A 21535-nucleotide genomic window follows, 5' to 3' on the forward strand; every position below is an offset into this window, starting at 1 on the left:
TGGTGTCACAAAAGCCTCATCAGCGGCCTCTAGGTGATGCGCCAAGGTCACCGAGGGGTGATCGAACATTGAAAACTCATGGAGACAAAAATGTCCTTTGTGAAACTGACCGCTTCCGCCCTGGCAATTTCCGCCGTTTCTGCCACCGCAGCAGCCGCGCGCGACCAGGTGCAGGTTGCCGGTTCGTCGACCGTTCTGCCCTATGCCTCGATCGTGGCTGAGGCCTTTGGCGAGAACTTCGACTTCCCGACCCCGGTTGTGGAATCCGGCGGCTCCTCCGCGGGCCTGAAGCGGTTCTGCGAAGGTGTCGGCGAAAACACCATCGACGTCGCCAATGCGTCGCGCAAGATCAAGGACAAGGAAATCGCCGCCTGTGCCGAAAACGGCGTGACCGACATCATCGAGGTCCGCATCGGTTATGACGGCATCGTGTTTGCCTCCGACAGCAGCGCCGACGCCTTCGAATTCACCCCGTCCGACTGGTTCCTGGCGCTGTCCGACAAGATCCTGGTCGATGGCGAACTGGCCAATAACCCGAACACCACCTGGGCCGACGTGAACCCGGATTTCCCGGCTGTCGACATCCAGGCCTTTGTTCCGGGCACCAAGCACGGCACTCGCGAAGTGTTCGAAGACAAGGTGATCCTGGCGGGCTGCGAGGAAACCGGTGCCTTTGAAGCCTTCAAGGAAGCCAATGGCGGCGACAAGAAAGCTGCTGAAAAGGCCTGTATCGCCCTGCGCACCGACGGCAAGTCGGTCGACATCGACGGCGACTACACCGAGACCCTGGCCCGGATTGAGTCCAACAAGGACGGCATCGGCGTCTTTGGCCTGGCCTTCTATGAAAACAACACCGACAAGCTGCAGGTTGCGACCATGTCCGGAGTTGTGCCCTCGACCGAGAGCATCGCATCCGGCGAATACCCGGTGTCCCGCCCGCTGTTCTTCTACGTGAAGAAAGCCCACATCGGCGTGATCCCGGGCCTGAAGGAATACGCTGAATTCTTCGTCGCCGACGAAGTTGCAGGCGAAGACGGCCCGCTGGCCGAATACGGCCTGGTCGCGGACCCGGAACTGGCCGAGACTCAGGAAACCGTCGCAAACGAAGCCGTCATGGGCGGCAACTCCTAAGGCTTCGCGCTGATCTAAGATTTGCCGGGGCGGAGCCTTCTGCCCCGGCGCTGTTTTTCCCGGTCCCCGACGCTGTTTCCCTTTCCGTCACCGCCTAACGGAGCCCTCCATGCCCACTTTCTGGCTCGTTGTTCTCCTGCTTGCGCTGTCCGCAGCGGGTTTCTACCTGGGGCGCAGCCGCGCGCTCAGAACCGCCGGGGGCGATGCAAGAGACCTGCATTCGCTGCCGTCCTATTATGGCTACCACGTTGCGCTGGCCGCGTTTGTGCCGGCCATCGCGGTGCTGGCCGTCTGGCTGCTGGCCCAGCCGCTGATTATCGAGAACCGCGTCTCGAGCATGATCCCGGCAGAGGCCGTGCCGGAAAACACCACCATCGGCCTGGTGATGAGCGACGTGCGCCGGGTTGCCGAAGGGCTGGATCTGGCGGTGGAGCAGGGCCTCTTGACCCGCCGTGAGGCGCGGGATGCCGCAGGCGGCGGGCAGGACCTGCGCGCCCTGATGGGCGAGGTTGGCGTTGCCCTCGGCTCTGACGTGCGCCCCGAGGTGCTGAGTGCCGCCCAGTCCTACCGAAACCTGTCCCATACCGGCAAAACTGCAATGACCGTGGTTGTCGCGCTGCTGGCGCTTGGCGGCTTTGTCTGGGCCTACGGCCGCACGCACAAGGACTTCCGCGCCCGCAACGTGGTGGAGCGCGGCGTGCTGGCGCTGCTGATCCTGGCGGCTTCGCTGGCGATCCTGACCACCGTCGGCATCGTCCTGTCGATGCTGTTTGAGACCAAGAACTTCTTCGGCCTGCACTCCTGGACCGACTTCTTCTTTGGCTCCACCTGGGCCCCTAACTTCCGCGGCGGCAGCGACCTGTCGATCCTGCCGCTGTTGTGGGGGACGCTTTACATTTCCTTCATCGCGCTGCTGGTGGCGGTGCCGGTGGGCCTGTTTGCTGCCATCTACCTGTCCGAATACGCCAGCGGCACGGTGCGTTCCTTCGCCAAGCCGCTGCTGGAGATCCTGGCAGGTATCCCGACCATCGTTTACGGCCTGTTTGCGCTGCTGACCGTGGGCCCGGCGCTGGCGAACCTGTTCGCCAAGGGCGGCCTGCTGGGCGTCGAATGGATGGCCGGTGCCACCTCGGTGCTGACGGCTGGGCTGGTGATGGGCGTTATGCTGATCCCCTTCGTCTCCTCGCTGTCGGATGACATCATCAACGCGGTGCCGCAGGCGCTGCGCGATGGCTCGCTGGGGCTGGGCGCCACAAAATCCGAAACCGTGCGCCAGGTGGTGATGCCGGCCGCGCTGCCGGGCATCGTCGGTGCGGTGCTGCTGGCCGCGTCGCGCGCCATTGGCGAAACCATGATCGTGGTGATGGGGGCAGGGGCGATTGCCAAGTTCTCTGCCAACCCGCTGGAATCGATGACCACCATCACCACCCGCATCGTCAGCCAGCTGACCGGCGACACCGACTTTGCCAGCCCCGAAACCCTTGTTGCCTTCGCCCTGGGCCTGACCCTGTTTGTCCTGACCCTCGGCCTGAACGTCCTGGCGCTCTATATCGTGCGCAAATACCGGGAGCAGTATGAATAATGACTGACCTCAGCCAATCCCCCGCAGGCGCCGCGCCCCGCAAACACGGCGGGTCGTTGCTGCAACAGACCCCGCGCACCAGGAAGCGCAACGCAGCCGAAGCACGGTTCCGCGGCTATGGCATCGCCGCCATCACCGCAGGTCTGGTCATGCTGCTGGTCCTGGTGACCACCATTGTCAGCAAGGGCACCGGCGCGTTCCAGCAAACCTTTGTGACGCTCAATGTGGAGCTGCTGGAAAGCAAGCTCGACAAGAAGGGGGAGCGCAACATCGAGGACATCAAGAAGGTCACCACCTTCGGCTATGCCCCGATCATCAAGGGCGCGATGGAGGCCACGGTTGAGGAGCTGGGCATCGACACCAGCCTCAAGGCCAAGGACCTGGCCGGCGTGCTGTCCAAGGACGTGGCCGCGCAGCTGCGCGACTACGTGATCGCCAACCCGGACCAGATCGGCCAGACGGTGGAGTTCCGCTTTCTCGCCTCCAGCCGCGTGGACGGCTACCTGAAGGGGCGAGTCACCCGCGACAGCATCGTCAACGACAAGAACATCTCTGCCGAACAGCTTGATCTTGTTGATGCTTTGGCCACCGCCGGTGTGCTGGAGAAGACCTTCAACCTCGACTTCATCACCGGCGCCGACGCCTCTGACGCCCGCCCCGAAGCCGCAGGCATCGGCGTCTCCATGCTGGGCTCGCTGTTCATGATGTTTGTGGTGCTGGCGCTGGCGCTGCCGATCGGCGTTGCGGCCTCGATCTACCTTGAAGAATTCGCGCCGCAGAACTGGCTCACCGACATGATCGAGGTGAACATCTCCAACCTCGCCGCGGTGCCGTCGATTGTGTTCGGCATCTTGGGCCTTGCGGTCTTCATCAACTACATGCACCTGCCGACCTCGGCGCCGCTGGTGGGCGGTCTGGTGCTGACGCTGATGACCCTGCCGACCATCATCATCTCCACCCGCGCTTCGCTGAAATCGGTGCCGCCGTCGATCCGTGACGCTGCCCTCGGCGTCGGCGCCTCGAAAATGCAGGCGGTGTTCCACCACGTGCTGCCGCTGGCCGCGCCCGGCATCCTGACCGGCACCATCATCGGCCTGGCGCAGGCGCTGGGGGAAACCGCGCCGCTGCTGCTCATCGGCATGGTCGGCTTCATCGCCTCCAACGCGCCGGAAACCATTGCCGACGGCCTGCTCGCGCCGAACTCGGCGATGCCTGCGCAAATCTACGAATGGGCCAAACGCGCCGACCCGGCCTTCTATGAACGCGCCTGGGGCGGCATCATCATCCTTCTTCTCTTCCTGGTGACCATGAACACGCTTGCCGTGATCCTGCGCCGCCGCTTTGAACGCCGCTGGTAAGGGGGCATAGTGCAATGAACGACATGACCTTGATGGATAACACCGTGGACACTCACAACATCAAAATCGCCGCCAAGGACGTGAACGTCTTTTACGGCGACACCCACGCAATCAAAGACGTGAACGTCGAGATCGAGGACAACACCGTCACTGCCTTCATCGGTCCCTCCGGCTGCGGCAAGTCCACCTTCCTGCGCTGCCTGAACCGGATGAACGACACCATCGGCACCTGCAAGGTGACGGGCGATATCCTGCTGGATGGCGAGGATATTTACGACAAGCGCGTCGATCCGGTGCAGCTGCGCGCCAAGGTCGGCATGGTGTTTCAGAAGCCGAACCCGTTCCCCAAGTCGATCTACGACAATGTGGCCTATGGCCCGCGCATCCACGGCTTGGCGAGAAACAAGGCGGAACTTGATGAAATCGTGGAGAAATCCCTGCGCCGCGGAGCAATCTGGGATGAGGTGAAGGACCGTCTGGACGCTCCCGGCACCGGTCTTTCGGGCGGCCAGCAGCAGCGCCTGTGCATTGCCCGCGCCGTCGCGACGGAGCCTGAAGTGCTGCTGATGGACGAACCCTGCTCGGCGCTGGATCCGATTGCGACCGCCCAGGTCGAAGAGCTGATTGACGAGCTGCGCGCCAGCTACTCGGTGGTGATCGTCACCCACTCGATGCAGCAGGCCGCGCGCGTCAGTCAGAAAACCGCCTTCTTCCACCTCGGCAACCTGGTGGAATTCGGCCCCACCGGCCAGATCTTCACCAACCCCGAAGATCCGCGCACCGAAAGCTACATCACCGGCCGGATCGGCTGATCTATAGGAATTTCAACATGGCAGAGCAGCATATAGCATCGGCATTCGACCGCGACCTGGAGGCAATTCAGGCCCGGATCATGAAAATGGGCGGCCTGGTCGAGGACGCCATCCGCGAGGCGGCCCGCGCGCTGGAAACCCGCGACGAGGAACTGGCGCTGACCGTGCGCCAGGGCGACAAGGCCATCGACGGGCTGGAAGAGCTGATCAACGAGGAAACCGCCCGTCTGATCGCCTTGCGCGCGCCCGCGGCCTCTGACCTGCGGCTGGTGCTGTCGGTGATGAAGATCGCCGGTAACCTGGAACGCATTGGCGACTATGCCAAAAACATGGCCAAGCGCACCGCCGTGCTGGCCCAGGGCCCTAACATCAGCGAAGGCGCCGCCGCCCTGCGCCGGATGGCGCGCGAGGTTGAGCGGATGCTCAAGGATGCGCTTGATTCCTACATCCAGCGCGACGTGGAGCTGGCCCGCGACGTGATCGAGCGCGACCGCGATGTGGACCAGATGTACAACGCCCTGTTCCGCGAATTCCTGACCCATATGATGGAAGACCCGCGCAACATTTCGGCCTGTATGCACTTGCATTTCATCGCAAAAAACACCGAACGCATGGGTGACCACGTGACCGCGATTGCGGAGCAGGTGATCTATCTTGTGACCGGCGAGAAACCGGAGGAAGACCGCAAGAAAGCCGACACCACCTCGACAACACCGCAGGAGATCTGACCGATGGCTGCCGATCAGCCCACCGTTCTTGTTGTTGAAGATGAAATGGCCCAGCGGGAAGTGCTGGCCTACAACCTCGAAGCCGATGGCTTTCGCGTGCTGCGCGCCGAACATGGCGAGGAAGCGCTGCTGGTGGTCGAGGAGGACATGCCCGATATCATCATCCTGGACTGGATGATGCCCAACCTCAGCGGCATCGAAGTGTGCCGCCGGCTGAAGACCCGTCCGGAAACCCGCAATATTCCGGTGATCATGCTGTCGGCCCGCTCGGAAGAGGTCGACAAGGTGCGCGGGCTGGAAACCGGCGCCGATGATTACGTGGTGAAACCCTATTCGGTGATTGAGCTGATGGCCCGGGTGCGCACCCAGCTGCGCCGGGTGCGGCCCTCCACGGTCGGTGTGCGGCTGGAATACGACGACATCGTGCTGGACGCGGAAACCCACAAGGTCAGCCGCGCCGACAGTCCGCTGAAGCTGGGGCCGACGGAATTCCGCCTGCTCTCCACCTTCATGGAGAAGCCGGGCCGGGTGTGGAGCCGCGAGCAGCTCTTGGACCGGGTCTGGGGCCGCGACATCTATGTCGACACCCGCACTGTTGACGTTCACATCGGGCGGCTGCGCAAGGCGCTGACTCAGCATGGCGGCAGCGACCCGGTGCGCACGGTGCGCGGCGCGGGCTACGCGCTCGGCTGAAGCGGCATCGGGGGGTGTACAGGCGGTGCACAGGGGGTGCATGCATGTCACCCCCTTGTTTTCCGGCCGCCGGTCAGCGCGGCAGCGGATCTTCCGGCTGCGCCTGTTCCGCCAGCCACTCCCGGAACTTGACCAGCGCAGGCGCGCCGGATTTCCGCTCCGGCCACACCAGGTAATAGGCGCCGGAGGTCTCCGAAGCCTCCGGATGCAGCGCCACCAGACGGCCCGTCGCCAGGTCCTGTTCCACCAGGTAATCCGGCATCAGCGCCACCCCGAGGCCATGCAGCGCGGCCTGGGTGATGGTTGCGAATTGATCATAGATCGTGCCGCTCAGCCCGTCATTCGCGGCAATTCCCAGCCGGGCGAACCAGTCGCGCCAGGCGGTCGTCCGGGTTTGGATGTGCAGCAGCGGCAGCTTCAGTATGTCCTTTGGGTCCGCAACCGTCCGCCCATCCAAAAGCCGCGGCGCGCAGACCGGCAGCAGCTGTTCGTGCTTCAGCAGCAGGGATTGCGTGCCGGGCCACTCGGCATTTCCAAAATGAATAGCCGCATCAAAGGGTTCCGTGGCGAAATTAAAAGGCTCCAGCCGGGTGGACATGTTGATCGTCACATCCGGGTGCAGCCGGGCAAAGTCCGGCAGCCGCGGCATTAGCCAGCGCATTCCGAAGGCGGGCAGAATGGCCAGGTTCAGCGTCCCGGCCAGCGGTGCGGCCTGCAATCGCAGGGTGGATTGCACGATCTGGTTCAAGGCCTGCCGGATCTCCGCCGCGTAATCCTGCGCCTCTGTGGTCAGCATCAGCCGCTTCTGGTCCCGCTGCACCAGCTCCATCCCCAATTGCCGTTCCAAGGTCTGCAACTGGCGGCTGACGGCGCCCTGCGTCAGCGCCAGTTCGTCAGCCGCGGCGGAGGCGCTGCCCAGCCGGTCGAGCGCTTCCAGCGCGCGCAGGGAGGGGATGGAAGGCAGGAATTTTCGAGGTACGGACATATATGAGTGATTGTCATAGTTTCTTGCGAAAGTCTCGCTGTTTTTTCCGTTCACCTGCCGTTAGGGTTTGTCCAAACCGCGAACCATTGAGGTGACAAGATGACCGAAAAACCCGCGCTGCGCGCCAAAGACGCCCCGGATCTGGGCCGTTTCAACTGGGAGGACCCGCTGCGGCTGGAGGACCAGCTGACCGAAGATGAACGGATGATCTCCGCTTCGGCCCGCGCCTACGCTCAGGAGAAGCTTCAGCCGCGCGTGCTAAGTGCTTATGAAAACGAGGAAACAGATCCGGAAATCTTCCGCGAGATGGGCGAGATGGGCCTGCTGGGCACCACGATTCCGGAAGAATACGGCGGCCTTGGCGGCGGCTATGTATCCTATGGCCTGGTCGCGCGCGAGGTGGAGCGCGTCGACAGCGGTTACCGGTCTATGATGTCGGTGCAAAGCTCGCTGGTGATGTATCCCATCTACGCATACGGCAGCGAGGAGCAGCGCCAGAAATACCTGCCAAAACTTGCCTCTGGTGAATGGATCGGCTGCTTTGGCCTGACCGAGCCGGATGCCGGCTCCGACCCTGCCAGCATGAAGACCCGGGCCGAAAAAACCGAAAGCGGCTACCGTCTGACCGGATCCAAGATGTGGATCTCCAACGCGCCGATTGCAGATGTTTTTGTGGTCTGGGCCAAATCCGAAGCTCATGGCGGCAAAATCCGCGGCTTCGTGCTGGACAAGGGCCTGAAGGGCCTGAGTGCGCCGAAGATCCAAAACAAGGCCTCCTTGCGCGCGTCGATCACCGGCGAGATCGTAATGGACGGGGTGGAAGTTGGCGAAGACGCGATTTTGCCGCATGTTCAAGGGCTTAAAGGGCCTTTTGGCTGTTTGAACCGGGCCCGTTACGGCATCAGCTGGGGCGCCATGGGCGCGGCAGAGGCGTGCTGGCACGCGGCGCGCCAGTACGGGCTGGACCGGACCCAATTCGGCCGGCCGCTCGCCAACACCCAGCTGTTCCAGCTGAAGCTCGCCAACATGCAGACCGAAATCACCCTGGGTTTGCAAGCGTCCCTGCGGGTCGGGCGGCTGATGGATGAGGCCAATGCGGCGCCGGAGATGATCTCGATCGTCAAGCGCAACAACTGCGGCAAGGCGCTGGAGATTGCCCGTATGGCCCGCGACATGCACGGCGGCAATGGCATCAGCCTGGAGTTCAACGTGATCCGCCACATGGTGAATCTGGAAACCGTGAACACCTATGAGGGCACCCACGACGTTCACGCCCTGATCCTAGGCCGCGCCCAGACCGGTTTGCAGGCCTTCTTCTGAAGATCAAACGCAGCGCGGGGAACCGTCTCGCGCTGCGTTTTTGCATTCCAGTCTTGCAAACTTGCAATCCCGGTCTGCCCGGTGATTTTCGCAAAGGTTAGTGGCCTGGTTTGACGGGTCAGCTGCCGGGCTATCGGATCCAAAAATCTTACTACAACACCGGTGACTGCCCCATGGATTAAGGCCTTTTGGCCTTGCGGCAGATTTCTTGGTTAAAGTCCTGGGATTGACACTGCAGCAGTTCTGGCCCCGCCGGCTGAATCCGCCCCTTGCCTTGCGTTTTTTCGGGCTAACATTTTCGCGCCTGTCTGGCGCAGGAGTCTTGCGTTCTTCAAGGTGTCCGAAGCAGTTTCGTGCAGTTCGCGTGGTGCGCTTTGCAAAAACGCAATTTCAAATTGCGCAATTGCACTGGAAAACTTGCAAGGCCGAGCCCGCCAGACCTCACGTCTCATTGCAAATATCAGCCTTTTAACAAAAGGTTATCACGGATTGTCAGGCTGTAAAAGCCGATAATGCGAGGCCTGATGAGTTTCTGATGATGCGCCCGGCGAAGCGGGAGGGGGCGGGCGAAATCGCCAGCGAGGTTATCCGGCAAGCTGCGGGTGCGGACCGTTGCGGACAGGCCGGCACAAAAAAACGGGCCGGAATATCCGGCCCGTTTGCAAGCGGTACTGGCGGTTATGCCGGCAGGTGGATGTTGAATTTCGCGCGGATTGCCATGTCGGTGGCGGCGTCGAACCGGGCGGCGGCGCGCTCAGACAGGATCTTCTCCTTTTTGGCAATCGCCTTCTCGATCAGGTCGGGCTTGTCGCGCTCCGCCCATTCCTTGGGCGAGGTCCGGTCGCCCAAGTCCGGATAGACATAGTCCATCTGCATCCGGCTGAGCGTCTGATCGGTGCCCAGATAGTGTCCGGGCCCGCCCAGGCAGGTCGCGCGCATCTGGTCCAGGGCCAAGGTTTCCTCGTTCACTTCGATGCCGCGCACGCAGCGCTGCGCCTGGCCCAGCAGGTCGTTATCCAGGATCAGCGATTCATGACAGAAGCCCAGCAGCGAGGCATGCATGCCCGCGGCCTCATACACCATATTGAGGCCAGACAGGCCTGCCATCACGGCAGAACACATCTGCTCCCATCCTGCCTGCATGTCCGGCAGTTTAGAATCCGAGGCCCCCGCGGCGGCTCCGCCGGGCAGGTCATAGAACTTGTGCATCTGGGCGCAGCCCGCGCTCAGCAGGGCCTGTTCGCCGGAGCCGACGGACATTGCCCCGGTCCGCAGATCCAGGCCAAAGGGCCAAGTGCCAAAAATCGCGGGAGCGCCGGGCGTTACGGCGTTTACGTAAACCAGTCCGGCAAGGCATTCCGCCACCGCCTGCGCGATTGCGCCGGCAATGCTCGAGGGGGCGGTAGCGCCTGCCATGCCGGCCGACAGCAGCAGCACCGGCATGCCGCCCTTGATGCATTCCTCCATCACCTGGCAGGATTCCGTGGCGAATTTCATCGGCGGAACCACGAAGCAGTTGGAGTTCGACACAAAGGGGCGTTCGCGCCACTTGTCTTCGCCGCCGGCAATCATGTGCAGCAGCTCCAGCCCGGGTTTCACGAAATCGGGTTCGGTAAACGAAACGCCCACATGTTTGGTGGTCCCCGCAGTGGTCGCATAGATCGAGTTCAGATCCATCTCGCAGTTGTCGGCAATGTCCCGGCACACCATCGGGCGCTGCACAAAGTGGATGTTGTCGAGCTGGTCGCAGATGCGCGCGGCGTCGTGCAGGTCCTGCACGGTGGAATCGCGGTAGGTCTTGCCATGCACGTCCACCATGCTGACCGCGGCGCCCGCGGTTCCGTAATGGACGCGGCCGCCGGACAGCTGCAGGTCGGACTTGCCGTCCCGGCTGCAAAGGGTGATGGACCGGTTTGCCTTTGCTATCGTGTCCTCGACCAGCGCGCGGGGGAAGCGGATGCGGCCGTCGCCGCCCAGGGTGCAGCCCGCTGCGGTCAGGTAGCTGATGCCGCTTTGCGGGGCGTCGGCGAGGCCGATTTCTTCCAGCGCGGTCAGCGCAGTTTGGTGGATCTGCTCCATGTCCCGCTGGCTGAGCAGTTTGAGGGCGGTGCTTTCCATCCCTGGGCGCACGGGGCGCAGATGATCCGGCAATGCGGCAGCCCGGGCTGCACGGCGCGCGTTGCGCCCGCCGCTGCGGCTGGCGCGGGTGGAGGAGGCTTGGTCGTTCATGAATGGGAGCCTTTCAGGTGGGTGAGCAGGAATTGCGTGACTTCCGGCTCAGCTCGGCCGCCCTCTGGCCGCACGCCCGCGCGCCGCCCCGATGGTGCGGCAGATCAGGCTGACAAGGCAGCGTTCACCCTGCATGCAGTCTCCCCCTGTTTTGCCGCAGAGTGCCAGTCCTGGGCGGGGTTTCTAGCCTGTTAGCGACCAGGGTGAAAAAAGCGACATGAATTTCACCGGGTGCGGAGGCGGCCTCTGCGGATCCTTGAAGCGGCAGCTTTAAGTAAATGTTTCTACTTTTAATGGTGTGCCTTCGATTTTTGACGCTATGCGGGGCAGGCGGATGTTGGCAGGATGCGCTTGGGAACCGAATATTAAGCATTAATGGCGATACTGGAGGTTCCGGGGACGGCGCGCTGAAACGGCGCATTTCGAGAAGGCAAAGCGACATGCCGAAGGTTAGGAAAACCGCACTCTCTCAGGCCTTTGCAGCGGGCCTTACGCTGGCGCTGGCTGTTGGCCAGCCGGGGTCGGCGGAAGAGTGGGCCCGGCCGCTGTTCAGCAACCAAATTCGTGCCGTATCCGGCATAGGAACTGGCACAGGCGCCGCGGAGCCGCAGGCGTTTCAGCTGGCCTTCCTTCATGAATTCGGCAGCTTAATCCTGGGCGGCACGGTTTCGTCCAACCGCTCCGGCATTTTGACACGGGCCGTTCAAGCGGAAGAAACGCACCAGCTGCGCCTGCATGCCGGCTACGACTTCGGACCGGCGACAGGTGTTGTCACCCTTGGCGGGGTGCAGGCCGAAGGCTCCGGGGGCAGGCGGCAGGGAACGCTGTTCGGCTTGGGGATGCGCGTTTCTCTCAACCGGGCGCTGCAGCTGCGAGGCGAAGTGCTGCATCACGAAGCGGGGCCCAGGGACGGCAGCGGCCGCCCGCGCGGCGAGACGCTGTCTGTAAGCGCAGCCTTCCGGTTCTGACGCGCGCCGCCGCTCAGAATGGCCAAAAGCCGGGTAAACCGCGCCAGACCGCCGCTAGGTGCGCGCAGGTTAATTTCAATGGCTTAGTGAAATTCCGTTCGCCGCCGCCGGCGGAAAAGCGCACGCGGCAAGGGAATTTCGGCCAGTCATTGCCAATTCAAGAGAACGTGAGCCGGAGGCACTGGAAGTTCGGGTGCGGAGTCCTTTTGTAAGCTCCAACGGCGCACAACCTGCGCCGGGACTGCAAAAGGAGAAGTCTGAATGACTCGTTTCGTAGCTATGACAGCCATCGCAGCCGTAATGGGCAGTGCAGCGTTTGCCGGCAACATCAGTGAACCGGTGGTGGAACCCGCGCCGGCACCGGCCCCCGTGCCAGTGGCCAATGATGGCGGCGACTGGACCGGTTTCTACCTGGGTGGCCAGATCGGCCAGCTGGATGTGGACGCAACCAACGGAGCCTCGGGTGATGATGCCGCTTATGGTGTCCACGCAGGCTACAACTATGACTTCGGCCGTTTCGTCCTGGGTGGCGAACTGGATTATGATACCACCGACGTCGATCTGGGCGGCGGCGCAACCGTTGACTCGGTCGCACGTGCCAAGGTGAAAGCCGGTTACGACTTCGGCAACGTCCTCGCTTATGTCACCGGCGGTGTGGCTGAGGCTGACAGCTCGCTGGGCAGCGAAACCGGTGAGTTCTACGGCGTCGGCCTGGCCTATCAGGTCACCGACCAGTGGCAGATCGGCGGCGAAGTGCTGGAGCATGAATTCGACGATTTCGGCAACTCCGGCGTTGGCGCGGATGCCACCTCGGTTTCGCTGCGCGCGTCGTTCAAGTTCTAATCTGACGCACACGCTGGCGCGGCGATGCTTTTCCGCCGCGCCGCTGGCCGCCCGGTCTGTACCCAAGGCAGACGGGGCGGCCTTTGCCGTCTGAGGCAAAAGACTTGGCGGGGCCGGCGGCCCGTGCTAAGCAGCTTTCATGAACCAGAAATGCGCCACCATCATTTGCTGCATTACCTGCTGACATATCAGCGGGCTGGTTTCTGTCGTTTTCATTTCCCTGACAACTTGCTAAGCCCGCGCTGCGCGCAAAGGGTGATGCCGGCCATCATGAGCTGGGCATGGGAAAGGAACGGGCATGGGAACCAAGGACACAGTGATCAAGCTGCACAACACAAAGACCCGCAAGAAAGAGGTTTTTGAGCCGATCGACGCCAGCAACGTGCGGATGTATGTCTGCGGCCCCACGGTGTATGACCGGGCGCATCTGGGAAATGCCCGGCCGGTGGTGGTCTTTGATGTGCTTTACCGGTTGCTGCGCGAGGTTTATGGCGCGGATCACGTGACTTACGCCCGAAACTTCACCGACGTTGACGACAAGATCAACGCCCGCGCCGCCGAAAGCGGCCGCCCTATCGGCGCCATTACCGCGGAAACCACCCAATGGTTCCTGGACGACATGGGCGAACTTGGCGCGCTGGAGCCCAGCCACATGCCGCGGGCAACGGAGTACATCCCGCAGATGGTGGCGATGATCGAGGATCTGATCGCCAAGGGTCACGCCTATGCCGCGGAAGGCCATGTGCTGTTCGCCGTCGACAGCTGGAAGGACCGCTACGGAAGTCTGTCAGGCCGGTCCGTCGATGACATGATCGCCGGCGCCCGGGTCGAGGTTGCGCCCTACAAGAAGAACCCGATGGATTTTGTGCTGTGGAAGCCCTCCACCGATGACCTGCCGGGCTGGGACAGCCCCTGGGGCCGCGGCCGGCCGGGCTGGCACATCGAATGCTCGGCGATGTCCTATGAACTGCTGGGCGAGACCTTTGACATTCACGGCGGCGGCAACGACCTGATGTTCCCGCACCATGAGAATGAAATTGCGCAAAGCTGCTGCGCCCATCCGGAGGGTGACTTTGCACGGTTCTGGCTGCACAACGAGATGCTGCAGGTGGAAGGCAAGAAAATGTCCAAATCCCTGGGCAACTTCTTCACCGTGCGGGATCTGCTCGACCAGGGCTACCCGGGCGAGGTGATCCGGCTGGTGTTCCTGCAGACCCACTACCGCAAGCCGATGGACTGGACTGACAGGAAGGCCAAGGAGGCCGAGGCGACGCTGCGCAAGTGGCGGGCGCTGACCGCGGGCATCGAACCCGCGTCCAGCGCTGCTGCCGCGGTCCTGGAGGCGCTGGCGGATGACCTCAATTCCGCGGGCGCCATTGCAGAGCTGCACAAGCTGGCAGCGGCCGGCGATGCGGCGGGCCTGCTGGCCTCGGCACAGATGCTGGGACTGTTGACCGATGAACTGGGCGCCTGGGCGTCCTCACCCTCGATTGACCTGTCGGCCTTTGCGGAGAAGCTGTTTGAGACGCGCCAGAAGGCTATGGAAAGCAAGGACTTTTCTGAGGTTGATAGGTTGAAGGCGGCCTATGTTGAGGCAGGGCTTGAAGTGCGGATGAGCAAGACCGGCGTTGAATTGGTGCCGGGTGCAGGGTTTGACCCCGCCAAGCTGGAGGCGCTTTGATGGCCAGGGAACGGCTCTATCTTTACGACACCACGCTGCGCGACGGGCAGCAGACCCAGGGCGTTCAATTCTCCACCGCGGAAAAGAAGCAAATCGCGCAGGCACTGGACAAGCTGGGTGTCGACTATATCGAAGGCGGCTGGCCGGGCGCGAACCCGACCGACAGCGCGTTTTTCGGCGAAGCGCCGGAAACCCGCGCCACGATAACCGCCTTCGGCATGACCAAGCGGGCCGGGCGGTCGGCGGAGAACGACGATGTGCTGGCAGCGGTGATGAATGCCGGCACCCCTGCGGTCTGTCTGGTCGGCAAAAGCCACGACTACCACGTGACCCACGCGCTGGGGATCACGCTGGAGGAGAACCTCAGCAACATCCGGGCCTCAGTGGCCCATATCGTGGCGCAAGGGCGCGAGGCCCTGTTTGACGCTGAGCATTTCTTCGATGGCTACAAGGATAACCCGGACTATGCGCTGGCGGCGTGCCGGGCCGCGCTGGAGGCCGGGGCGCGCTGGGTGGTGCTGTGCGACACCAATGGCGGTGCGCTGCCGGCCGAGGTGAGCCGCATCGTCACAGAGGTTGTAGGAGCCGGAATTCCGGGTGAGAAACTGGGCATACATACCCATAACGACACGGAAAATGCGGTGGCGTGCTCATTGGCCGCGGTGGACGCCGGGGCGCGGCAGATCCAGGGCACCTTAAACGGCCTGGGCGAACGCTGCGGCAATGCCAACCTGACCGCGCTGATCCCGACGCTGCTGCTGAAGGAGCCCTATGCCAGTAAGTTCGACACCGGCGTGAGCCTGAAGGCGCTTGCTGGCCTCACCCGGATCAGCCGGATGCTGGATGATATCCTGAACCGGGTTCCGGTGCGGCAGGCAGCCTATGTGGGGGCGTCGGCCTTTGCCCACAAGGCGGGGCTGCATGCCAGCGCGATCCTCAAGGATCCGTCGACCTATGAGCATATCGAGCCGGGCAAGGTCGGCAACGCGCGGGTGATCCCGATGTCGAACCAGGCCGGGCAGTCGAACCTGCGTAAGCGGCTGACCGACGCTGGCCTGATCGTTGAAAAGGGCAACCCGGCGCTGGCGCGGATCCTGGAGCGGATCAAGGAGCGCGAGGCGGAAGGCTATTCCTACGATACCGCGCAGGCCTCGTTCGAGCTGCTGGCGCGCGCAGAGCTGAACCAGTTGCCGGACTTCTTTGAGGTAAAGCGCTACAAGGTCACGGTCGAGCGGCGCAAGAACAAGTACAACCGGATGGTCAGCCTGTCCGAAGCGGTTGTGGTGGTCAAGGTTGATGGCGAAAAACGCCTGTCCGTGAGTGAATCGCTGGACGAAACCGGCAGCGACCGCGGCCCGGTGAACGCGCTGGCCAAGGCCTTGATCAAGGACCTGGGGCGCTACTCGGCACAGCTGGAGGACATGCGGCTAGTCGACTTCAAGGTGCGGATCACCCAGGGCGGCACCGAAGCTGTGACCCGCGTCATCATCGACAGCGAGGACAGCCAGGGCCGCCGGTGGTCCACGGTGGGCGTTAGCCCGAACATCATCGACGCCTCGTTCGAGGCGCTGCTGGACGCCATCCGCTGGAAGCTGGCGCATGACTGCACGGCCGGGCAGGCGGATGCAGTTTGACGCCGACCTGACGGCCTGCGCGGAGCTGGTGCAGAAAAGCGATCCGGACCGGTTCTTGGCCGCCATGGCCGCACCGGTCCAGGCGCGGCCGCTGCTGTTTGCGCTTTATGCGTTTAACATCGAGCTGGCCCGGGCGCCCTGGGCCAGCCAGGAAAGCATGATTGCCGAAATGCGGGTGCAATGGTGGCGCGACGTCGGAGCGGAGATCGCGGATGGCAAGCCCGTCCGGCGGCACTACGTTACGACCCCGCTGGCGCGGTGTCTGAAGCCGGACTTGGCGGCCTGTATCGACGGTATGGCAGAGGCGCGGCGCTGGGACATCTACAAGGACCCGTTCGAGGATCAGGCCGCCTTTGACAGCTATATTGACCGCACCAGCGGGTCGCTGATGTGGATGGCGGCGGCGTCTCTGGGGCAGGCGGATGAGGCGGTGGTGCGTGATTTTGCCTATGGCGCCGGTGTCGCCAATTGGCTGCGTGCGATTCCGCAGCTGGAGGCCCAGAAGCGGATCCCGCTGCTGGACGGCACCCTTGAAGGCGTGCAAGCTTTGGCGCGTAAGGGATTGGAAAAGATATGCAAATCCCGCATGGGTGGCGCGAAGGTTTCGAAACAGTCGGGCGCTGCGCTGCTGGCGGGCTGGCAGGCGGAGGGCCTGCTGAAACAGGCGATCCGGCAGCCGGAACGGGTCGCTCAGGGCGCGCTTGGGCAGAGCGAGTTCCGGCGCAGGGCCGGCTTGATGTGGCGCACCGCCCTGGGGCGCTGGTAGAAAAGACCGGATCCAAAGAAAAAGGCGCCTCCCGGGGCGCCTTTTTCGGTTTTCGGGATACGTTGTCAGGCTTCTTTGGGCCGCAGGACCAGCCACATCAATGCGCCGCCTGCCAGCACCAGGAAGGGGGCCATGGCCATGTTTACCGCGTTCCAGCCATCCACCGGGCTGCCGCCCGAGCAGTTCATCAGCCCGCCAGACGCCAGCGAGGCCATAGTGACACCGCCAAAGACCAGCAGGTCGTTAAGCCCCTGCATCCGGCCGCGCTCATAGCTTTCATGGGCGCCGGCCAGCATGGTGGTGGCGCCGATGAAGCCGAAGTTCCAGCCGATACCCAAGAGCACTAGCGCAATGAAGAAATTTTCCAGCTCAACACCTTGCAGCGCGACGGCACCGGCGCCTGCGAGGATCACCAGACCGGCGGAGACGATTTTCTCTACGCCGAAACGGGCAATCAGGTGGCCTGTAAAGAAGGACGGCACATACATCGCCAGCACATGCCAGGTGACCACGTCCGCGGCGTTGCCCTCAGTGAAGCCGCAGCCGACCACGGCCAGCGGTGTCGAGGTCATCACCAAGTTCATCAGCGCATAGGAGACCATCGCGCAGATCACCGCCACCGCGATCACCGGGGTCTTCAGAAGCTCCATCCGGCTGCGGCCCTTGGGGCTGTCCGCAGAGGGCACGGGCGGTTTCGGGATATCGAGGAACAGGAACAGCGCGGCGCCCAGAACGTTGACCGCAATCACTGCCAGATAGGTGCCAAGAAACGGAATGACAAAGGCCTGGCTGGTGGCCTTGACGAGCTGAGGGCCGATGATGGCCGCGGCCAGACCGCCCGCCATCACGTAAGAAATCGCCTTGGGCCGGAAGGCATCGGAGGCGGTATCGGCTGCGGCAAACCGGTAGAACCCGTGCGCGCTCATGTAAACGCCGGTCAGCAGGCTGCCGAGCAGGAAGATCGGGAAAGACCCGAGGTACAGTCCGTAGGCGCCGACCAGCCCGCCAATAGCGCCAAAGGCTGCGCCGGTGAAGAACCCCGCCCGGCGGCCCCAGCGCTGCATGATTGCCGAAATCGGCGTCGCGGCCAGCATCGAGCCGCCGACAATCAGGGAAATCGGCAGTGTCGCAAAGCAGGGGTTCGAGGCCAGCGACTGCCCCGCAAGGCCGCCGATGGTGAAGATCATCGGCATCTGCGAGCCAAGGATCGCCTGCGCCAGCACCAGGATGGCGACGTTTTTCTTGGCGACGGTGTCGCTGGGGGTGGTCATGCTCATGGTCATATGGGATGCGTAACTGTGAATATGTCGATGGGCAAGCCAGCGGAAATGGATTGGCGTTCACGCTTTCTTTCAACGGCCGCCAATCAGGGGGTGACGTGGCGTCAGAAATACAAACCTTCCATCCGGGCGCGGGCCGGATCATCCAGTATGATGCCTGCGTGTCCGAAGGCGCGGACTGGCTGGCGGCGCAGGACAGCCGGTTTGCCCATGCGCTGGAACTGACTGGCGCGCTTCCGCTCAGGCGCAGGCCGGACGGCTTTGCGGAACTGCTGAGCGCGATTGTCAGCCAGCAGGTCAGCGTGGCCTCGGCCAATGCGATCTGGACGCGGATGAAAGAGCCAAAGCTCACCGGGCCGCGCCAGATTCTTTGGGCCGCGGATGACGATTTGCGCGCCGCCGGCCTCAGCCGCCAGAAAATCCGGTATGCCCGGGCACTGGCGGAGGCGCGCATTGATTACAAAGCCTTGCGCAGCGCCCCTGATGCAGAGGTGATTGCCACGCTGGTCCAGGTCCCCGGGATTGGCCAGTGGACGGCAGAGATTTATGCGATGTTTTCGCTGGGCCGGGCGGATGTGTTTGCCCATGGTGATCTGGCCTTGCAGGAGGCAGCCCGGGTGCTGTTTGATCTGCCCGCCCGCCCCAAGGAACGGGAGATGCGGCACCTGGCCGAAGCCTGGTCGCCGTGGCGGTCGGTTGCGGCGCGCATTCTCTGGGCCTATTACCGGTTGGCGAAGGACAGGGAAGGGATCCGATGACTCGTGTATTGACTGCCGGCCGCAAGGAGCCGGTTTCCGGCGAAATCCGCTCGATTGTTGTGTTCCTGCATGGGTATGGCGCCAACGGGGCCGACCTGCTGGGGCTGGCCGATCCTCTGGGGGAGCATCTGCCGGATACGCTGTTTGTGGCCCCCGATGCGCCTGAGGCCTGCGCCGGCGCGCCCTTTGGGTTCCAGTGGTTTCCGATTCCCTGGATCGACGGCTCCTCGGAGGAGGAGAGCATGCGCGGAATGCAGTCCGCGATCGAAGACCTGAACGCCTTTCTGGATGCGCTGATGGTGGACGAGGATGTGCTGCCGGAACAGGTCGTGCTGTTCGGGTTCAGCCAGGGCACCATGATGAGCCTGCATGTGGCACCCCGCCGGGAAGACGCAGTGGCGGGGATCGTCGCATTCTCCGGCCGGCTTCTGGAGCCGGAACTGCTGAAAGATGAAGCCGTCTCGAGGATGCCGGTGCTGCTGGTGCATGGCGATCAGGATGACGTGGTGCCCGTGCAGTCGCTGCCCGAGGCCGCAGAAGCGCTGCAGGAGGCGGGCTTCCAGGACGTCTTTGCCCATATCCAGAAAGGCACCGCCCATGGCATCGCGCCGGACGGGCTGAGCGTGGCACTGGCGTTCATGCGCGACAAGCTCGGGCTTTAACCCATTGACAAGTCTGACCTTCCGGCGCTTCGGGAGGTCAGGTTGCCCACAGGTTCGGTTCGGCGATTTCCAGTGAATTGCCGGCCGGATCGCGGAAATAGATGGACCGGGCGCCGCTTGGCCAGTCGAACTCCGCCTCAATCGCGATGCCTGCCGCCAGGAGCCGCGCGCGCATGAGAAGCAGCCTTTCTCTTGGCTGGGCAAAGCACACATGCCCCGGACCGCGGGCACCATGCGGCGGTACCGGCAGACGCGGGTTTCCCGGTGGTTTTACCGTTTCTTCAGCGTTGAACAGCAGCAGAACTGACGTGCCGCAGCGGTAAAAGACATGCCGGTTGGCAACCCGCTGGATACGCTCCAGCCCCAGGATTTCGCCATAGAACGCTTCGGCTGTGTCGAGGTCGCCGACATAGAGCGAGGCTTCGAGAATGGCGTCGGGGGCGGGGGCGTGCGGCAGCATGGCTGAAAGGCTATCAGCGGCGGCGGGGCCTGTCACCTTTTGGCGGCCTCGCCGCGGATGGCTTGGGTCTGCGGGGCGGCTTTTGCGAAGGCTTCGGCGGGCCGGGAACACGCGGCGCCTCCACGTCCTCCCAAGCGCCCTGCGCCAGCCCGTCCAGGGTCCAGGCACCGATGCTGTAGCGGATCAGGCGCAGCGTCGGATGCCCAACCGCAGCTGTCATCCGGCGCACCTGCCGGTTGCGGCCCTCGCGGAGGGTCAGCGCGATCCAGCTGTCGGGAACCGTCTTGCGCACCCGCACCGGCGGGGTGCGCGCCCACAGGCCCGGCGGCTCCGGGATCAGCCGAACCTTGGCGGGCCTGGTTATTCCGTCTTTCAGTTCAACACCTTCCGCCAGGTTTTTCAGGGCGTCGGGGTCCGGGATACCCTCCACCTGCACCCAATAGGTCTTGTCCATCTTGTGTTTGGGGTCGGTGATCCAGGCCTGCAAACGGCCGTTATCAGTCAGCAGCATGAGCCCCTCGCTGTCGCGGTCCAGGCGGCCGGCCGCATAGACACCCGGGCAGTCGATATACTTGCTCAGCGTCGCCCGCGGGCTGTCTTGGCTGCCGCTGTCGGTGAACTGGGGCAGAACATCATAGGGTTTGTTGAAACGGATCAGACGGGTCATGGCACGGCAATAGGCGGGCGGCGGCCGCAGGGCAAGTGGGCCAGGGCCGGACCCCTGTGGATAAGTGTCACGGTGCTGTCACGGAATCAGCGCAGATTGCTCCCGACATATTGTGGGTCATCAGGGCTTGTCAGGCGCTAACCACGATATATAGTCAAAGTCAGGCTGGGGCGGGTTCCCCGCTCTGGTTCCGCAACACGGAAGATCAGGGCGAGGAAGACGTTCAACAATGGATGGCGATTTCAGAGCAGAGTTTGTCAGATCTCCGGGCGCGCTGAAGCAGCACCCGGCGCTGGTGCTGAACGCGGATTACCGGCCGCTCTCTTATTACCCTTTGTCTTTGTGGACCTGGCAGGACGCGGTCAAGGCCGCCTGGCTGGACCGGGTCGCCATCGTGGCCGAATATGACGAGGTGGTGCACAGTCCGAGTACCGAGATCCGAATACCGTCCGTCGTGGTTCTGAAAGACTATGTAAAACCTCAAAAGCGCGTGGCCTTCACGCGCTTTAATTTGTTTTTGCGGGACGAATTCCGCTGCCAGTACTGCGGCAGCAAGGGCGATCTCACCTTTGACCACGTGGTGCCGCGCGCGTCCGGAGGGGTGACCAGCTGGGAAAATGTGGTCGCGGCGTGCAGCCCCTGCAATCTTAGGAAAGGGTCCAAGTCGCTGCACCGGGCCGGCATGTCGCTGCGCAAGCCGCCGCGGCGGCCAGGGGCGGAGGAGCTGCGCAACACCGGGCGCAAGTTCCCGCCAAACCACCTGCATGAAAGCTGGATGGACTTCCTGTACTGGGATACCGAGCTGGATGCTTAAGCGAAACAGCTCAACGTTCCGGGACAAGGGGTCCGGCCTCGTTGCCTGAGTGTCTGCTTTAGGTGAGGCAGCTGTTCAGATCCCCATGAGCAGTGCCGGCAGATGCCGCTGGCTGCGGCAAACAGGCAAGGAGGCCGGAAGTGCCGGCGGCCTCAGTTCAGCGG

Annotated in this window: 20 protein-coding genes; 15 read left to right on the forward strand and 5 right to left on the reverse strand. The window is 63.2% G+C overall.

The features are described 5' to 3' along the window. Positions 1-90 precede the first annotated feature (90 nt). From R2C4_RS08605 to phoB, 6 genes are all read left to right on the forward strand, one after another. Positions 91-1131 carry a substrate-binding domain-containing protein gene (locus R2C4_RS08605; RefSeq protein ID WP_058287278.1) on the forward strand — a complete coding sequence of 347 codons (1041 nt, stop codon included), beginning with the start codon at positions 91-93 and terminating at the stop codon, positions 1129-1131. Positions 1132-1240: 109 nt separating this feature from the next. After that, positions 1241-2713 carry a phosphate ABC transporter permease subunit PstC gene (pstC, locus tag R2C4_RS08610; protein ID WP_141890319.1) on the forward strand — a complete coding sequence of 491 codons (1473 nt, stop codon included), beginning with the start codon at positions 1241-1243 and terminating at the stop codon, positions 2711-2713. Next, the gene (gene pstA, locus R2C4_RS08615) at positions 2713-4071 is read left to right on the forward strand and encodes a phosphate ABC transporter permease PstA (protein WP_141890320.1); all 1359 of its coding nucleotides are present in this window, start codon (positions 2713-2715) and stop codon (positions 4069-4071) included. Before pstC ends, pstA begins: the two co-directional genes overlap by 1 nt. A 14-nt stretch (positions 4072-4085) precedes the next feature. Next, positions 4086-4883: a phosphate ABC transporter ATP-binding protein PstB gene (gene pstB, locus R2C4_RS08620; protein ID WP_141890321.1), complete on the forward strand. Its 798-nt coding sequence runs from the start codon at positions 4086-4088 to the stop codon at positions 4881-4883. A gap of 17 nt (positions 4884-4900) precedes the next feature. Further along, positions 4901-5611 carry a phosphate signaling complex protein PhoU gene (gene phoU, locus R2C4_RS08625; protein ID WP_058286893.1) on the forward strand — a complete coding sequence of 237 codons (711 nt, stop codon included), beginning with the start codon at positions 4901-4903 and terminating at the stop codon, positions 5609-5611. A 3-nt stretch (positions 5612-5614) separates the two neighbouring features. Continuing rightward, on the forward strand, positions 5615-6304 hold the full coding sequence (gene phoB / locus R2C4_RS08630) for a phosphate regulon transcriptional regulator PhoB (RefSeq protein ID WP_141890322.1): 690 nt from the start codon (positions 5615-5617) through the stop codon (positions 6302-6304). Positions 6305-6377: 73 nt separating this feature from the next. On the opposite strand, the gene R2C4_RS08635 is transcribed toward phoB, so the two are convergent. After that, a complete protein-coding gene (locus tag R2C4_RS08635; protein ID WP_141890323.1) occupies positions 6378-7289 on the reverse strand; it encodes a LysR family transcriptional regulator in 912 nt (303 codons plus the stop codon). Between the two features lie 99 nt (positions 7290-7388). On the opposite strand from R2C4_RS08635, the gene R2C4_RS08640 reads away from it, so the two are divergent. After that, positions 7389-8609 (forward strand): acyl-CoA dehydrogenase, encoded by a 1221-nt coding sequence (locus tag R2C4_RS08640; protein WP_141890324.1) that lies wholly within the window; start codon positions 7389-7391, stop codon positions 8607-8609. A gap of 678 nt (positions 8610-9287) precedes the next feature. Here R2C4_RS08640 and R2C4_RS08645 read toward each other — a convergent pair. After that, positions 9288-10838 (reverse strand): trimethylamine methyltransferase family protein, encoded by a 1551-nt coding sequence (locus tag R2C4_RS08645; protein WP_058286897.1) that lies wholly within the window; start codon positions 10836-10838, stop codon positions 9288-9290. A 440-nt stretch (positions 10839-11278) separates the two neighbouring features. Between R2C4_RS08645 and R2C4_RS08650 the strand changes: the two genes are divergently transcribed. From R2C4_RS08650 to R2C4_RS08670, 5 genes are all read left to right on the forward strand, one after another. After that, positions 11279-11806, forward strand: a complete 528-nt coding sequence (locus R2C4_RS08650; protein ID WP_141890325.1) for a hypothetical protein — start codon at positions 11279-11281, stop codon at positions 11804-11806. Positions 11807-12067: 261 nt separating this feature from the next. Beyond that, the gene (locus tag R2C4_RS08655; RefSeq protein WP_058286899.1) at positions 12068-12649 is read left to right on the forward strand and encodes an outer membrane protein; all 582 of its coding nucleotides are present in this window, start codon (positions 12068-12070) and stop codon (positions 12647-12649) included. Between the two features lie 298 nt (positions 12650-12947). After that, complete coding sequence (gene cysS / locus R2C4_RS08660; protein ID WP_141890326.1) at positions 12948-14330, forward strand: cysteine--tRNA ligase; 1383 nt, start codon at positions 12948-12950, stop codon at positions 14328-14330. After that, entirely contained in the window at positions 14330-15964 is a 1635-nt protein-coding gene (gene cimA / locus R2C4_RS08665) for a citramalate synthase (protein ID WP_141890327.1), read from the forward strand. The genes cysS and cimA overlap by 1 nt, the downstream gene beginning before the upstream one ends. Further along, positions 15954-16730, forward strand: a complete 777-nt coding sequence (locus R2C4_RS08670) for a squalene/phytoene synthase family protein (RefSeq protein ID WP_141892070.1) — start codon at positions 15954-15956, stop codon at positions 16728-16730. The genes cimA and R2C4_RS08670 overlap by 11 nt, the downstream gene beginning before the upstream one ends. 65 nt (positions 16731-16795) lie before the next feature. On the opposite strand, the gene R2C4_RS08675 is transcribed toward R2C4_RS08670, so the two are convergent. Further along, positions 16796-18013: an MFS transporter gene (locus R2C4_RS08675; protein ID WP_141890328.1), complete on the reverse strand. Its 1218-nt coding sequence runs from the start codon at positions 18011-18013 to the stop codon at positions 16796-16798. Positions 18014-18108: 95 nt separating this feature from the next. Between R2C4_RS08675 and R2C4_RS08680 the strand changes: the two genes are divergently transcribed. Together R2C4_RS08680 and R2C4_RS08685 are read left to right on the forward strand one after the other, a co-directional pair. Next, complete coding sequence (locus tag R2C4_RS08680; protein WP_244940805.1) at positions 18109-18768, forward strand: DNA-3-methyladenine glycosylase family protein; 660 nt, start codon at positions 18109-18111, stop codon at positions 18766-18768. Further along, positions 18765-19430 carry an alpha/beta hydrolase gene (locus R2C4_RS08685; protein WP_058286905.1) on the forward strand — a complete coding sequence of 222 codons (666 nt, stop codon included), beginning with the start codon at positions 18765-18767 and terminating at the stop codon, positions 19428-19430. The genes R2C4_RS08680 and R2C4_RS08685 overlap by 4 nt, the downstream gene beginning before the upstream one ends. 37 nt (positions 19431-19467) lie before the next feature. Here R2C4_RS08685 and R2C4_RS08690 read toward each other — a convergent pair whose 3' ends face one another. Further along, entirely contained in the window at positions 19468-19890 is a 423-nt protein-coding gene (locus R2C4_RS08690; protein WP_141890330.1) for a VOC family protein, read from the reverse strand. Positions 19891-19903: 13 nt separating this feature from the next. Beyond that, entirely contained in the window at positions 19904-20557 is a 654-nt protein-coding gene (locus R2C4_RS08695) for a pseudouridine synthase (RefSeq protein ID WP_141890331.1), read from the reverse strand. Between the two features lie 229 nt (positions 20558-20786). Here R2C4_RS08695 and R2C4_RS08700 point away from each other — a divergent pair, with 229 nt between their 5' ends. Beyond that, positions 20787-21371: an HNH endonuclease gene (locus R2C4_RS08700; RefSeq protein ID WP_008557943.1), complete on the forward strand. Its 585-nt coding sequence runs from the start codon at positions 20787-20789 to the stop codon at positions 21369-21371. The last annotated feature ends 164 nt before the right edge of the window (positions 21372-21535 follow it).

It is taken from the genome of Leisingera aquaemixtae (assembly GCF_006740765.1).
Lineage (GTDB): Bacteria > Pseudomonadota > Alphaproteobacteria > Rhodobacterales > Rhodobacteraceae > Leisingera > Leisingera aquaemixtae.